12 protein-coding genes and 1 other RNA gene are annotated in these 13,780 nt (G+C 71.9%); 4 read left to right on the top strand and 9 right to left on the bottom strand.

What is annotated here, in order from left to right:
- Window positions 1–115 precede the first annotated feature (115 nt).
- Genes QQY24_RS19415 through QQY24_RS19405 form a run of 3 tightly spaced genes read left to right on the top strand, consistent with a single transcriptional unit; the run spans window position 116 to window position 3,137 of the window.
- Window positions 116–1,405 carry an ABC transporter substrate-binding protein gene (locus QQY24_RS19415; RefSeq protein ID WP_301973957.1) on the top strand — a complete coding sequence of 430 codons (1,290 nt, stop codon included), beginning with the start codon at window positions 116–118 and terminating at the stop codon, window positions 1,403–1,405.
- A complete protein-coding gene (locus QQY24_RS19410) occupies window positions 1,402–2,316 on the top strand; it encodes a carbohydrate ABC transporter permease (RefSeq protein WP_301973956.1) in 915 nt (304 codons plus the stop codon). Before QQY24_RS19415 ends, QQY24_RS19410 begins: the two co-directional genes overlap by 4 nt.
- Window positions 2,313–3,137, top strand: a complete 825-nt coding sequence (locus QQY24_RS19405; protein WP_301973955.1) for a carbohydrate ABC transporter permease — start codon at window positions 2,313–2,315, stop codon at window positions 3,135–3,137. The genes QQY24_RS19410 and QQY24_RS19405 overlap by 4 nt, the downstream gene beginning before the upstream one ends.
- Before the next feature lie 142 nt (window positions 3,138–3,279).
- On the opposite strand, the gene ssrA is transcribed toward QQY24_RS19405, so the two are convergent.
- The 5 genes from ssrA to ftsE all read right to left on the bottom strand — a co-directional run bounded on the left by ssrA (window position 3,280) and on the right by ftsE (window position 7,265).
- Window positions 3,280–3,666, bottom strand: a transfer-messenger RNA (tmRNA) gene (gene ssrA / locus QQY24_RS19400).
- Window positions 3,667–3,824: 158 nt separating this feature from the next.
- Window positions 3,825–4,304, bottom strand: a complete 480-nt coding sequence (gene smpB / locus QQY24_RS19395; protein WP_301973954.1) for an SsrA-binding protein SmpB — start codon at window positions 4,302–4,304, stop codon at window positions 3,825–3,827.
- A gap of 45 nt (window positions 4,305–4,349) precedes the next feature.
- Window positions 4,350–5,537, bottom strand: a complete 1,188-nt coding sequence (locus tag QQY24_RS19390; RefSeq protein WP_301973953.1) for a S41 family peptidase — start codon at window positions 5,535–5,537, stop codon at window positions 4,350–4,352.
- 68 nt (window positions 5,538–5,605) lie between these two features.
- Window positions 5,606–6,523, bottom strand: coding sequence for a permease-like cell division protein FtsX (gene ftsX, locus QQY24_RS19385; RefSeq protein WP_301973952.1), 918 nt, complete (start codon window positions 6,521–6,523; stop codon window positions 5,606–5,608).
- Between the two features lie 52 nt (window positions 6,524–6,575).
- The gene (ftsE, locus tag QQY24_RS19380) at window positions 6,576–7,265 is read right to left on the bottom strand and encodes a cell division ATP-binding protein FtsE (protein ID WP_031159396.1); all 690 of its coding nucleotides are present in this window, start codon (window positions 7,263–7,265) and stop codon (window positions 6,576–6,578) included.
- 237 nt (window positions 7,266–7,502) lie between these two features.
- Here ftsE and QQY24_RS19375 point away from each other — a divergent pair, with 237 nt between their 5' ends.
- A complete protein-coding gene (locus QQY24_RS19375) occupies window positions 7,503–7,694 on the top strand; it encodes a hypothetical protein (RefSeq protein ID WP_301973951.1) in 192 nt (63 codons plus the stop codon).
- Window positions 7,695–7,818: 124 nt separating this feature from the next.
- On the opposite strand, the gene QQY24_RS19370 is transcribed toward QQY24_RS19375, so the two are convergent.
- The 4 genes from QQY24_RS19370 to QQY24_RS19355 all read right to left on the bottom strand — a co-directional run bounded on the left by QQY24_RS19370 (window position 7,819) and on the right by QQY24_RS19355 (window position 13,277).
- Complete coding sequence (locus tag QQY24_RS19370) at window positions 7,819–8,754, bottom strand: hypothetical protein (RefSeq protein WP_301973950.1); 936 nt, start codon at window positions 8,752–8,754, stop codon at window positions 7,819–7,821.
- Window positions 8,755–9,057: 303 nt separating this feature from the next.
- A complete protein-coding gene (prfB, locus tag QQY24_RS19365) occupies window positions 9,058–10,164 on the bottom strand; it encodes a peptide chain release factor 2 (RefSeq protein WP_301973949.1) in 1,107 nt (368 codons plus the stop codon).
- Between the two features lie 76 nt (window positions 10,165–10,240).
- Complete coding sequence (locus QQY24_RS19360; protein WP_301973948.1) at window positions 10,241–11,467, bottom strand: serine/threonine-protein kinase; 1,227 nt, start codon at window positions 11,465–11,467, stop codon at window positions 10,241–10,243.
- A gap of 112 nt (window positions 11,468–11,579) precedes the next feature.
- Window positions 11,580–13,277: a serine/threonine-protein kinase gene (locus tag QQY24_RS19355; protein ID WP_301973947.1), complete on the bottom strand. Its 1,698-nt coding sequence runs from the start codon at window positions 13,275–13,277 to the stop codon at window positions 11,580–11,582.
- Window positions 13,278–13,780 lie beyond the last annotated feature (503 nt).

Below are 13,780 nucleotides of genomic sequence, written 5' to 3'. Positions count from 1 at the left end.
TCACCGCCCCCACCTACCTTCCTGCGTCGAAGCGCTTCGACATCACACGGCGAACCGGTTCCGCGGACGTTGCGTGGTGTCCTCCAGCACCATCCGACTCCCCTGGAGGCACTGGATGTTGACGGCACGAAGGCGACTGGCGACGGCGGCGGTCCTGGCGGGCTCCCTGCTCGTGGCCTCCTGCGGCGGACCGGGCGGCGGCTCCCCCGACGGGCGGACGCTCCGGCTCTGGCACTACGAGAGTCCGGACAGCGCGATGGGCGCGGCCTGGGCCGAGGCCGTCAAGGAGTTCGAGGCCCGGCACCCGGGCGTCAGGGTCGAGTTCGAGGAGAAGGGGTTCGAGCAGATCCAGAAGACCGCGCCCATGGTCCTCAACTCCTCCGAGGCTCCCGACCTGATGGAGTACAACAAGGGCAACGCGACGGCCGGCCTGCTCTCCCGCCAGGGGCTCCTCACCGACCTGACCGCGCAGGCCGTCCGGCGCGGCTGGGACGAGAAGCTCGGCGCGGGCGTGCGGACGACGAGCCGGTACGACGGCGACGGCGTCATGGGTTCCGGCAAGTGGTACGGCGTGACCGACTACGCCGAGTACACGATGGTCTTCTACAACAAGGACCTGTTCCGGAAGTACGGGATCGCCGAGCCGAAGACGTTCGACGACCTCACGGCGGCCATGGACGCGTTCGTCGCCGAGGGGATCACCCCCCTCGCCGACGCGGGCGCCGAGTACATGGCCCAGCAGTACCTCTACCAGCTCGCCCTGTCCCGGGCCGACCGCTCCTGGGTCGACGCCTACGAGCTGTACCGGGGCGGGGCCGACTTCCACGACGCCGCCTGGACCTACGCCGCCGACACCTTCGCCGACTGGGTGAGGAGGGGCCGGCTCAGCAAGGGGGCGAGCGGGCTGAAGGCCGAGGACGCCGGCGTGTCCTTCATCCGGGGCAAGGCGCCGATCCTGTTCTCGGGCAGCTGGTGGTACGGCCGCTTCAAGGCGGCGAACACCTTCGACTGGGGCACCCTGCTGTGGCCCGGCTCGGACCTCACCCTCGGCTCGGGCGGCAACCTGTGGGTCGTCCCCCGGGGCGCCGGGAACAAGGAGCTGGCCTACGACTTCATCGACATCACCCTGTCGAAGAAGATCCAGAACCTGCTCGGCAACGCGGGCGGCGTGCCGGTCGCGGCGGACCCGTCGGCCATCACCGACCCGCGGGCCAGGACCCTGATCGACGACTTCGCCACGCTCTCGCGCCGCGACGGCCTGGCGTTCTACCCGGACTGGCCGGTCCCCGGCTTCTACGACACCCTCGTCTCCGAGACCCAGAAGCTGATCACCGGCAGCGAGGAGCCCGACGCCTACCTCGACCACCTGCAGCGGGCCTACGACAAGGGCGTGCCCCGGCGATGACGGACCGCCGCCGCACCCGCGACTCCTACGCCCCGTTCCTGCTGCCGGGCGTGCTCGCCCTCCTCGTGGTCATCGTCGTGCCGTTCCTGATGAACACGGGCCTGGGCTTCACCGACTGGCAGGGTGTGGGCACCCCGGCCTGGTCGGGCCTCGCCAACTACCGCGAGCTGCTGGACGACGCCGGGTTCTGGGCGTCCTTCCGGCACAGCCTGTTCATGGTGATCGCCATGGCGGCCGTACCGACGGTGCTCGGACTGGTCCTGGCCGCCGCCCTGTTCGACCTCGTCGGCAGGCACTTCGGCCCCCGGGTGGCGGCCGTGCTGCGGGCCTGCTTCTACCTGCCGCAGGTGCTGCCGGTCGCGGTCGCCGGGATCGTCTGGAGCTGGATCCTCGCCCCGGACGACGGCTCCCTGAACGCGCTGCTGGAGGCGGTCGGCCTGGGCTCTTGGCGGCAGGACTGGCTGGGCGATCCGGACCTCGCGCTGTACAGCGTCATGGGCGTGCTGGTGTGGGTGCAGCTCGGCTTCCCGCTGGTCGTCTTCATGGCGGGCCTCGGCCGCGTCGACCCGCAGCTGTACGAGGCGGCCGAACTGGACGGCGCCGGCTGGTGGCGCCGCTTCCGGCACGTCACGGTGGCGCAGATCGGCCCGGAGATCTCCGTGGTGCTGACCTGGTGCACGATCGCCGCGCTGAAGGTGTTCGGCGCGGTGTACGTGCTCACCCGGGGCGGCCCGGGCGGCGCGACCGACGTGCCCTCCTACTTCTCCTTCACCACGTTCTTCGAGAAGACCCAGGTCGGTTACGGCGCCGCGGTCTCCACCGTGCTGACCGTGATCATCCTGCTGCTGTCCCTGATCGGGCTGGGACTCCAGACCCGCGCGGAGGACGCCGGGGAAGGAGCCCGCGCATGAGGACCGCCCTGCGCCGCTGGCCGGTGCTGGCCGCCCTGTGCCTGGCGGCCCTGTTCATGGTGGTGCCGTTCGCCGTCGTGGCCGTCAACGCGGTGAAGTCGCCCGCCGAGTACGCGCGGCACGGCCCGCTCGGTCTCCCCCACGGCCTGTACCTGGACGGCCTGGAGGAGTTCTGGCAGCGGGTGGACTACGGGCGGAAGCTGGTCAACTCGGTGCTGATCAGCGGCTCGGTGGCGGTCCTGGCCGCCGTGCTGTCGATCCTCAACGCGTACGCGATCGGCATCGGCCGGATCAGGGGCCGCGCCTGGGTACTGGCCCTGTTCGTACTGGCCAACGTGATCCCGCAGGAGGCGCTGGTCTACCCGGTCTACTACCTGAGCAAGCGGGCCGGCCTGTACGGCACCCGGCTCAGCGTGATCATCGTGTTCACGGTGATCCAGGCGGCGTTCGGCACGTACCTGCTCTCCGCGGTGCTGGGCCGGTTCCCGCGCGAGGTCGTCGAGGCGGCGCGCATCGACGGCGCGAGTGCGTGGCAGGTGCTCTGGCGGATCGTCGTCCCGGTCAGCCGGCCCACCCTGGGGGTGCTGCTGGTGTTCTTCTTCATCTGGACCTGGAACGAGTTCCTGCTGCCGCTGGTCATGCTGGTCTCGAACGACAACCAGACGGTGTCGGTCGCCCTCGGCGTGCTCCAGGGCCAGCGGATGATGGACGCCACGATGACCAGTGCGGCCGCCCTGCTCGGTGTGCTGCCCGCGCTGGTCTTCTTCCTCGTCTTCCAGCGGACGCTCACCCGGGGCGTCGCCGTGGGGGCCGTCAAGTGAGGGACGGCCGCGTGTGAGGAGAGAGAGCCGGGCTGACGGCCGGGACCGCCGGGGGGCGCGGCACGGCGCGCCCCGCCCCCCCGGCCGGGCACGTACGAAGGCCCCGCCGCTCGTGAGCGACGGGGCCTTCGGCCACATGGGGTGGTGGAGATGGCGGGAATCGAACCCGCGTCCAACGGTGCGGAACCAGGGCTTCTCCGTGTGCAGTCCGCTTCGCTTTTCTCGGCCCCGGAGATCACGCGGACAAGTCTCCGACGGGCTCAGTCACTGTGTGGTTTCCCTCTTCACCCCGTGACCGGGATCAAGGTTTAGTCCCCTAGCTGATGCCAGGATCCGGGTCGGGAACAGCCCCGGGCTGACACTCCCGTGAGAGCTTCGCTAGCTGCTTATCAGGCAGCGAGAGCGAAGTGGGAGGAATCGCGCTTGGTGTTGGCGATTATTTTTTTCGGCCTGTGGTTTACGAGATCATGACCGCTTCCTCGACACGCTTCCCCTGTTTCGACAGCCGCTGTCGAAACCGATCATCCCCATGTTGATTTTTCAATCCCTCCGGAGAGGGGGCGCGCACCCTCTGCGGGGTGCGGTCCCATCGTACGTGACCAACGCGGGTCGGTGCCAGCACATTCCCCGCGCCGGGGACGCGGGGTCCGTCCGGGACCGTCCCGCGGGCGGAGCGCGCCGGCCCGTCTAGGCCCGCTGCTTCCTGCGCACGGCGGACATCGCGCGCTCCGCCTCGCGCCGGTCCTGCTTCTCGCGCAGGGTCTGGCGCTTGTCGTACTCCTTCTTGCCCTTCGCCAGCGCGATCTCGACCTTGGCGCGGCCGTCCTTGAAGTACAGGGCGAGGGGCACGATGGTGTGGCCCGTCTCCTGGGACTTGGCCTCCAGCTTGCCGATCTCCTCGCGGTGCAGCAGCAGCTTGCGCTTGCGGCGGGCGCTGTGGTTGGTCCAGGTCCCCTGGCTGTACTCGGGGACGTGCACGTTGTGCAGCCACGCCTCGTGACCGTCCAGCTGCACGAAGCCGTCGGCCAGCGAGGCCCGCCCCTGGCGCAGCGACTTCACCTCGGTGCCCATGAGGACGAGGCCCGCCTCGTAGGTGTCGAGGATGTGGTAGTCGTGCCGCGCCTTCTTGTTCTGCGCGATCAGCTTGCGCCCTTTTTCCTTAGCCATAGTCCGACCATTTTGGCACCACCCGGGGGGTGCGGGGGAAGCGCGTTACCGGTGCTGCGACGGATCGCCCAGGCCCGTGAGGACCGTCTCCGCCCGCCGCAGGGCGTCCTGGCCCGCCTCCAGGTCGGGGGTGATGCCCCGGCCGTCGACGGCGTGCCCGGAGGGGGTGCGGTAGTGGCCCACGGTCAGCTCGGCCACCGAGCCGTCGGGCAGCCTGGTCGGCATCTGGATGGACCCCTTGCCGAAGGTGCGGGAACCGATCACGACCGCCCGGCCGCGGTCCTGCAGGGCGCCGGTGAGCATCTCGGCCGCGCTCATCGTGCCGCCGTCGACCAGGGCGACCAGCGGCCGGCCGGTGTCGCCGCCGGGGGCGGCGTGCAGGACGCGCTGGGCGCCGTCCACGTCGTAGGTGGCGACCAGGCCGCCGTCGAGGAAGGCGGAGGCGGCGGCGGTGGCCTCGGTGACCAGGCCGCCGGAATTGCCGCGCAGGTCGAGGACGATGCCCGAACCGGCCGGGGCGTGCCGCACGGCGGCGCGGAGGGTGCCGCCGGAGCCCTTGGTGAAGGCGGCGACCTTGATCACGGTGACCCCGTCGGGCAGCTTGCGCACGGTCACGGAGTCGGTGGACAGGCGGGCGCGGCGCAGGCTCTCGGTCCACGTGCGCGCGCCGCGCTGCAGGCCGAGCGTGACCGCCGTGCCGGCGGGCGCGTCCTCGGCGTCGCCGCGCAGCAGGGACACCACCTCGGTGACGGGCCGCCCGTCGACCGTGCTGCCGTCGACGCTGCGCAGCCGGTCGCCGCCGCGGATGCCGGCGTCGGCCGCGGGTGAGCCGGGCTGCACCCCGGTGACCTCGATCCGCCCGTCCCGCTCGCGCCGTGCCCACAGGCCGACGCCGGTGTACTGGCCGTCGAGGGCCTCCTGGAACTCCCGGTACTCGTCCTGGGAGTAGACGGCGCCCCAGCGGTCCCCGCTGCGGCTGACGGCCCGTTCGGCGGCCTCCGTGGGGGACTTGCCGTCGGCCATGGCCTCGGCGGCGGCCCCGCGCACGTCCGTGTCCCGGACGGCCGTGCCCGACGGCGCGACGGCCGTCCCGCGGCCGGAGGGGTCCGCCCGGCCGGTGCCCGGGAGGGAACCGGTGGCGGCGCCGGCGACGAGGACACCGGCGAAGACCAACGTCAGGGCGGCCCCGCGGCGGACGCGGCGGGGCTGGCGGAACAGGTCACGGCCTGACATGGCGGTGAGTCTAGGACAACGCGAAGGGCCGTACGTCCCGATGTCCGTACGGCCCTTCTTGGCGTGCGTCACACCTTCAAGTACTTGCGCAGCGCGAAGAACGCCGCCAGGGACGGCATCAGCACGCTGGTGGCGAGGATCAGCGGCAGCTTGGTCAACACCGCGTCCCAGCCCACGAAGTTGATGAGGGTCAGCTTGTTGGACAGGGCCATGCCGTGGTCGATGGTGAAGTACCGGCCCACGACGAGGAAGAGGCAGGCGAGCCCGCCGCCGATGAGACCGGCGACCGCGGCCTCCATGATGAACGGCGCCTGGATGTAGAAGCCCGAGGCGCCGACCAGGCGCATGATCCCGGTCTCGCGACGGCGGCTGAACGCCGAGACGCGCACGGTGTTGACGATCAGCAGCAGCGCGACGACCAGCATCAGGGCCATCACGCCGAGCGCCGCCCGGTTCATCAGGTTCAGCAGTCCGAAGAGGTTGTCCAGGATGCCCTTCTGGTCCTGCACCGACTGCACGCCGTCACGCCCGTTGAAGGCGGTGGCGACGACCTGGTACTTCTCCGGGTCCTTCAGCTTGACCCGGTACGACTCCTGCATCTGGTCCGGCGTGAGGGAGCCGGCCAGCGGGGAGCTGCCGAACTGCTCCTTGTAGTGCTTGTACGCCTGATCCTGGGACTCGTACGTCACCTTCTCGACGACCGGCATGTTGTCCAGGTCGCGCAGGATCTGCTTCTTCTGGTCCTCGGTGACCGCACCCTTGGCGCAGTTGGGGTCCGACTGGGCGTCGCTCTTGTTGCACAGGAAGATCGAGACGTTGACCTTGTCGTACCAGTAGCCCTTCATGGTGCTCACCTGGTCGCTCATCAGCAGCGAGCCACCGAACAGGGCCAGGGACAGGGCGACGGAGACGATGACGGCGAAGGTCATCGTCAGGTTGCGGCGGAGACCGACACCGATCTCCGACAGGACGAACTGGGCGCGCATGGCCTCGGGTTAAGCCTTTCCGTGGACGGTCCTCAGAAGACGGGTACGGCGTTCAGTGCTGGTAGCCGTAGACGCCGCGGGCCTGGTCGCGGACGAGGCGGCCCTTCTCCAGCTCGATGACGCGCTTGCGCATCTGGTCCACGATGTTCTGGTCGTGCGTCGCCATGATGACGGTGGTGCCCGTCCGGTTGATGCGGTCGAGCAGTTTCATGATGCCGACGGAGGTCTGCGGGTCGAGGTTGCCGGTCGGCTCGTCGGCGATGAGCAGCTTGGGCCGGTTGACGAAGGCGCGCGCGATGGCGACGCGCTGCTGTTCGCCGCCGGACAGCTCGCCCGGCATGCGGTCCTCCTTGCCGCCTAGCCCGACCAGGTCCAGCACCTGCGGCACGGACTTGCGGATCTCGCCGCGCGACTTGCCGATGACCTCCTGCGCGAAGGCCACGTTCTCCGCGACCGTCTTGTTGGGCAGGAGCCGGAAGTCCTGGAACACCGTCCCCAGCTGGCGGCGCATCTGCGGCACCTTCCAGTTGGAGAGGCGCGCGAGGTCCTTGCCCAGGACGTGCACCTGGCCGTGGCTGCACCGCTCCTCGCGGAGGACGAGCCGCAGGAAGGTCGACTTCCCGGAGCCGGAGGACCCCACGAGGAAGACGAACTCGCCCTTCTCCACCTCAAGGGAGACATCCCTCAGTGCGGGGCGGGTCTGCTTGGGGTAGACCTTGGAGACGTTGTCGAATCGGATCACGGATGCACCACGGGTCGCCGGGGGTAGATGTGCGTGACCATACGCGAACCGGGTGCACGCGCGCAGATCCCGGTTGCGGTTGGGCGTTACTTGTGCCTTTTTGTGCGGGAGTTTCCGGGGAGGCCGACCTTTCGGCGCCCTGCGCAAGCCCGGCGGGAACCTGGCACAGTGGAGGGGGAACGTTCTCGTTCCCGTACGCGTTGTGTGGGTGATGGCCGGTGCAAGGAGGGCGAGCGCATGACGTACGACCGGTTGGTGTGCGCGAACTGCGCAGCGCCCGTGAGCGAGGGCCGGTGCCCGGTGTGCCGTGCCAACCGCGAGCGACTGCAGCAGGAGGGCTTCTTCGCGGGGCTGAACCCGATGGCGCTGGTCGCGCTGCTGGCGGTGCTGATCGCCGCCGTGGCGCTGCTGGCGCACCAGACCGCCTAGCGGCGGCGCGGGGGAGCGGGACGGCGCCCAAGGAGCCGTGAGGACTCCGGAAGGGCCCGGAGCGTCGTGCTCCGGGCCCTTCGGTGATGCGTCGCGCGTGCGCGGCGTGGCCGTACGGCCACGCTCAGGCGGCGGCGCCCCGGCCGCCGACCAGCTGCGGCAGGAAGCGGAAGCCGATGCCGCCGGCGATCATCGTGGCGGCGCCGATGAGCAGGAACGCCGTCTGGCCGGCGCCCGTCTCGGCGAGCTGCTGGTCGCCGCCCTGGGCCGTGGTGTCCGTCCCGGTGTCGGTGAGGGCCGAGGACCCCGCCTCCTGGGAGACGTTGTCGTTGCCGCCGCCGTCGGGGGTGGTGTTGTTGCCGCCGGTGCTGCCGGAGCCGCCGGTGGCGGAGCCGCCCGAGCCGCTGTCACCGCCCGTGCTGCCGGATCCGCCGGAGGTGGAACCGCCGGAGGTGCCGCCGTTGCCGGAACCGCCGCCGTTGCCCGAGCCGCCACCGTTGCCGGAACCGCCACCGTTGCCCGAGCCGCCACCGTTGCCCGAGCCGCCACCGTTGCCGGAACCGCCACCGTTGCCGGAATCACCGCCGTTGCCCGAGCCGCCACCGTTGCCGGAATCACCGCCGTTGCCCGAGCCGCCCTCGGTGGTGCCCTGGACCGAGCCCTCGGACGTACCCGTGGAGGTGCCCTCGGTGGTGCCCTGGACCGCACCCTCGGACGTACCCGTGGAGGTGCCCTCGGTGGCGCCCTGGACCGCACCCTCGGTGGTGCCCTGGACCGCACCCTCGGAGGTGCCCTGGACCGCACCCTCGGTGGCGCCCTGGACCGCACCCTCGGAGGTGCCCTCGGTCACACCGAGGCTGGCGCCCTCGGTGGCGCCCTGGGCCGTCCCCTCGGTCGTGCCGTCGGTGTCGCCCCCCGTGTCCACGCCGATGGCGATGGGGCCCGCCTGGACACCGAGGTCCAGGGCGGAAGCCGCGCCGGCCGCGGTCAGTGAGGCGCCGGCCGCGATCACGGCGCCGGCGGCGATCCGCGCGACCCGGACCCGCGTCTTCTTCGTCATGTGGTTGCTACCCCCAGTAGCTGATCGTCAATGAGGCGGCGCGTGGGGCCGGCCGTGATCGACGGGGGTCGCCGATGAAGCCCGAATCGAGGTCGAGCGGTCCGATTTCCCCGGTTCACATGCGCCCCAGAGACACGCGTGCCACGGTCACCCTTCCCACTTTTCGAAGCAGCGTCAAGGCCGTTGCGGGCGCGGTGTCCCCGGAGGGGGCGTTTGCCGGCATTTGAAGCGTGTGAGTGTGACGTAAAACCCAGACGAATGACAACTGCCGCCTCGCGGGCGGCAGTTGTCACGTCGACGAAGTCACTTCTCCTGCTGCTTGCGCCAGCGGATGCCGGCCTCCAGGAACCCGTCGATCTCGCCGTTGAACACGGCCTCGGGGTTGCCCACTTCGTGGTCGGTGCGCAGGTCCTTGACCATCTGGTACGGGTGCAGCACGTACGAGCGCATCTGGTTGCCCCAGGAGTTGCCGCCGTCGCCCTTGAGGGCGTCCATCCTGGCCTGCTCCTCCTGCCGGCGCCGCTCCAGCAGCTTGGCCTGCAGGACGTTCATCGCGGTGGCCTTGTTCTGGATCTGCGACCGCTCGTTCTGGCAGGAGACCACGATGCCGGTGGGCAGGTGCGTGATGCGCACGGCGGAGTCGGTGGTGTTGACGCCCTGGCCGCCGGGGCCGGAGGACCGGTAGACGTCGATGCGCAGTTCGCTCTCGTCGATCTCGACGTGGTCGGACTGCTCGACGACGGGCAGCACCTCGACACCGGCGAAGGAGGTCTGGCGGCGCCCCTGGTTGTCGTAGGGCGAGATGCGCACGAGGCGGTGCGTGCCCTGCTCGACCGAGAGCGTCCCGTAGGCGTACGGCGCCTGCACGGCGAAGGTGGTCGACTTGATGCCGGCCTCCTCGGCGTACGACGTCTCGTAGACCTCCGTCTTGTAGCCGCGCTGCTCGGCCCAGCGCAGGTACATGCGCTGCAGCTTCTCGGCGAAGTCGGCGGCGTCGACGCCACCGGCCTCGGCGCGGATGTTGACGAGGGCCTCACGGGAGTCGTACTCGCCGCTGAGCAGCGTCCGGACCTCCATCTCGTCCAGCGCCTTCCGCACGGCGGTCAGCTCGGACTCGGCCTCGGCGCGGGTGTCCGGGTCGTCCTCCTCCTCGGCCATCTCGAACAGCACGGCGAGATCGTCGATCCGGCCGCGCAGCGCCTCGGCCTTCCTGACCTCCGCCTGGAGGTGGGAGAGCTTGCTGGTGACCTTCTGCGCCTCGTCCGGGTTGTCCCACAGGGACGGTGCCGCCGCCTGCTCCTCAAGCACGGCGATTTGGGCCCTCATCGCATCGAGGTCCAGGACGGCCTCGATCGACTCCATGGTCGAGGAGAGGGACTTCAGCTCTTCGGATACATCGACGACTGCCACGCCCCCAGCGTAACGGCTCCGTCGAGCGGGCAGGGCCGGGCGCCCGCGGCCTGCGGCCCGGGGCCGGCCCCGGGCTTCAGGGCGCCGACGTGCCGTGGGTGTCCCGCGGCGGCCGGTCGCCCCCCGAGGCCGCCGCCCAGGCGCCGAAGCCGACGGCCGCGGCCAGCACCACCCCCGCGACGCCCAGGGTGATCCTGCGGCGGCGGGCGGCGGCCCGGTGCCGGGCCGAGCCCGGCCGGGGCGCACCGGACGCGCGGGGCGCGCGCGCCGTGCCCCGGGCTCCCCCGGCCAGCTCGTCCGGGGCCGGCACCCGCATCGAGGTGTGCGTGTCCCGGTTGGAGTCCGGCCTGGCCCCCGGGACCAGGGGCACCGCGCCCCGGCGGCGCGGGGGCTCCGCGGACGCGGCCGGTGCCGCGGGCTCCCCGGGGCCCTGCTCCTGGGACTCCGCGTCCGGCTCGTCCACGTCGAGCGGGGGCATCCCGGCCAGCAGCGGCAGCTGCTCGCGCAGCCGCGCCGCCAGCTCCGAGGCGCGCAGCCGGGAGGCGGGGGCCTTGGCCAGGCACTGCACGATCAGCTGCCACAGCTCCTCGGGGATGCCGGGCAGCGGTACGACGGTCTCGGTGACGTGCCGGCGCAGGACCGCGCCGGGGTGGCCGCCGCCGAAGGGGGTGAAGCCGGCGAGCAGCTCGTACAGGACCGTCGCCAGCGCGTAGATGTCCACGGCGGCCCGCGGGGGCAGGCCCTCGACGATCTCCGGGGCCAGGTAGTCGGGCGTGCCGATGATCTTCGTGGCGCGGGTCCGCTTCGGGGAGTCGATCAGCTTGGCGACGCCGAAGTCGGTGAGCAGCGCCGGGTGGGCGCCGCCGGGGCCGAGCGGGCCCTGCATGTCCAGCAGTACGTTCTCGGGCTTGACGTCCCGGTGCACGACGCCGGCCGCGTGGGCCGCGGCGAGCGCGTCGGCCACGTCCGCGACGATCGCGACGGCCGCCTCCGGGGCGAGCCGCCGCTCGCGCTCCAGGCGGGTGCGCAGGTCCGTGCCCCGGACCAGGTCCATGACCAGCGCGAGGTCGTTGCCGTCGACCACCAGGTCGCGCACGGACACGATGTGCGGGTGCTCCAGGCCGAGCAGTGCGGTGCGCTCCTGGACGAAGCGTCCGACGAGTTCCTGATCGGAGGCGAGGTCCTCGCGCAGCAGCTTGACGGCGACGGGGCCGTCCGGTCCCTCGCCCAGCCACACCGTGCCGGCGCTGCCCCGTCCCAGGATCTGGTTGGCGGTGTACCGGCTGCCGATCTTCCGTGCCAAGACTGCTCCTACAGACGCGTGTTGTCAGTAAAAACTACGCGTCCGGCGAGCCGACCTTCACCGCGGAGACGGAAATCACCCGTCGGGTGTCGACAAATAACCAGACTCGCGCTCAGTTGCCGGTGCCGGAGCCGTCCAGCTTCCCGACCCAGTCGCTCACGGCGCCGACCCAGTCGGTCAGCTGGTCCCAGTAGCCCTTGCCCTGGCCGACCCAGGTGTGCAGCGGGGTCAGCTCCCACACCAGCCAGCCGGCGACGACCAGGATGACGATCGTGAACAGGCAGCCCTTCAGGCAGCCCAGTCCGGGGATCTTCATCGGGTTGGCGCCGCGCTGCCGGGCCGGCCGGGGCTCACGCGCGGGGCGCGGCTCGGGCCGGGCGGGCGGGGCGTACCGCTGCGGCTGCTGCGGCGGGGCGTACTGCTGCGGCTGCTGCGGGTAGCCGTAGTCGGCCGCCGGGCGCTGCCGGCCGCGCGGCTGCGGACGCTGGGGGCGCGGCTGCGGGGCCGGGCGCGGCTGCTGCTGCGGCCGGGCGGCCTGCCGCTGGGGGCGGCGGCGCAGCGGGTCCTCGTCGGGGTCGAGGTACTGCACCTGCGTCTGCTCGTTGCGGTCGCGGGCGGCACGCAGCTGGGTCTGCCACGGGTGCGGCTGCTGCTCGTCCTGCTCGTCCTGCTCGTCCTGCCGGCCGGGCCGGCCCTGGGGCAGCGGCGGCATGACGGCGGTCGGGTCCGCCGCGCCGGTGGCGGGCAGCACGGTGGTGGGGTCGGCCGCGCCGGCGGGGCCGCCGGTGTGCGGCAGGACGCTGGTCGCCGCGTTCGGGTCGTACGCCCCCTGCGGCGTGCCCGCCGGCAGCACCTGGGTGGGGCCGGCGGCGCCGGGCACGCCCGGGACCGGGGCCGGGGCCGGGTCGGGGGCCAGCAGGGCGCCCACGCCCTCGGCGGCGGCGATCCGCGCGGCGTCGGCGTGCACGCCGACGCCCTCGGCGACGACGCGCAGCCCGCGCGCGAGGTTCTCGGCGCTCGGCCGTTGCCCGGGGTCCTTGCGCAGGCAGCGCTCGATGACCGTCCACAGCGGGTCCGGGACGGTGGAGGGGCGGCGCGGCTCGGCGCTCAGGTGCTGGTGCAGCACTTCGAGCGCGGTGCTGCCGGAGAACGGCGGACGGCCGGTGACCAGCTCGTACAGCAGGATCCCGGCACCGTAGACGTCCACGGCCGAAGTCTGCGGGCGGCCCTCGGCGGACTCCGGCGCGACGTACGCGGGCGTACCGACGAACTCGTGGGTGCGGGTCAGGCCCGGGGAGTCGGCGAGACGGGCGATGCCGAAGTCGGTCAGCATCGGGTGCATCTGCCCGTCGTACTGCCGGAGCAGCACGTTCGCGGGCTTCAGGTCGCGGTGGACGACGCCGTCGGCGTGGCTCGCGGCGAGGGCGTCGGCGATCTGCGCGGTCAGCAGGGCGGCGGCGACCGGCGTGAAGGAGCCGTTCTCGCGCAGGTAGCGGTGCAGGTCGGGGCCGTCGACGAGGTCCATGACCAGCGCCAGCAGGTCGCCCTCGACGACCAGGTCGCGGACCCGGACGATGTTCGGGTGGGTGAGCCGGAGCAGGACGGAGCGCTCCCTGAGGAAGCGCATCACGATGTCGGGGTCGCTCGCCAGCTCCTCCTTGAGGACCTTGATCGCGACGGTCTCGCCGGGCTGGCCGGGCACGGCCGCCTCGGCGCCCGCGGTCTCGCGCTGGCGGGCACGCCAGACGGTGCCCGTGGCGCCGCGTCCGAGCGGCTCCTCGAGCAGGTACTTGCTGCCGACTGGCCGCACGTCACGCGCTCCCTGCTGTGTGCTGCTGCTTGCTTGCCTGCGTCCCGACCCACTGTAGTGCCGCTCCGCGGGACGGCACGCAAGCGTTCCAGGACGACGTCGGCCGGCCCGCCGGTCCGCGGTCCGGGCCGGAGCCGGTGCGGTCCGGGCCCGGTTGCGGCCTGGTTCCGGTCCGGTTCGGGCCGGTTCGGGCCGGTTCGAAGGAAAGACGCCCGCCCCGGTCCGTTGGTTGCCCGGCACCGGGCGTGACCGATCTCAACTGATCGCCGGCACGGTGACGGTCGGGCACTTTTGGGGGCAGAGCCGACCAATCAAGATCACGTGATGGCCGATCGTGGGCGTGTTGTCGGTGACAGGTGCGAGGATGCCTGCAGTACTGGCCGACTGTGCTCGTGCGGGGCGGGGGATGTCCGCGTCCGGGCAGAAGGGACCGCTGACGGCGATGCAGATCCGGCTGACCGTCGTAGACCCGCTGGGCCCGTCCCCGCGGCGGGGCCGCGCCG

Source organism: Streptomyces sp. TG1A-8, from assembly GCF_030499535.1.
Taxonomy (GTDB): domain Bacteria; phylum Actinomycetota; class Actinomycetes; order Streptomycetales; family Streptomycetaceae; genus Streptomyces.
This window is presented reverse-complemented; position numbering and strand designations above follow the sequence as displayed.

What these genes read in the sequence shown, in the direction of transcription:
- QQY24_RS19415 (WP_301973957.1), top strand. Translation starts at nt 116, where the DNA reads ATGTTGACGGCACGAAGGCGACTGGCGACGGCGGCGGTCCTGGCGGGC.
- QQY24_RS19410 (WP_301973956.1), top strand. Translation starts at nt 1,402, where the DNA reads ATGACGGACCGCCGCCGCACCCGCGACTCCTACGCCCCGTTCCTGCTG.
- QQY24_RS19405 (WP_301973955.1), top strand. Translation starts at nt 2,313, where the DNA reads ATGAGGACCGCCCTGCGCCGCTGGCCGGTGCTGGCCGCCCTGTGCCTG.
- smpB (WP_301973954.1), bottom strand. Translation starts at nt 4,304, where the DNA reads ATGGCTAAGGAAAAAGGGCGCAAGCTGATCGCGCAGAACAAGAAGGCG.
- QQY24_RS19390 (WP_301973953.1), bottom strand. Translation starts at nt 5,537, where the DNA reads ATGTCAGGCCGTGACCTGTTCCGCCAGCCCCGCCGCGTCCGCCGCGGG.
- ftsX (WP_301973952.1), bottom strand. Translation starts at nt 6,523, where the DNA reads ATGCGCGCCCAGTTCGTCCTGTCGGAGATCGGTGTCGGTCTCCGCCGC.
- QQY24_RS19375 (WP_301973951.1), top strand. Translation starts at nt 7,503, where the DNA reads ATGACGTACGACCGGTTGGTGTGCGCGAACTGCGCAGCGCCCGTGAGC.
- QQY24_RS19370 (WP_301973950.1), bottom strand. Translation starts at nt 8,754, where the DNA reads ATGACGAAGAAGACGCGGGTCCGGGTCGCGCGGATCGCCGCCGGCGCC.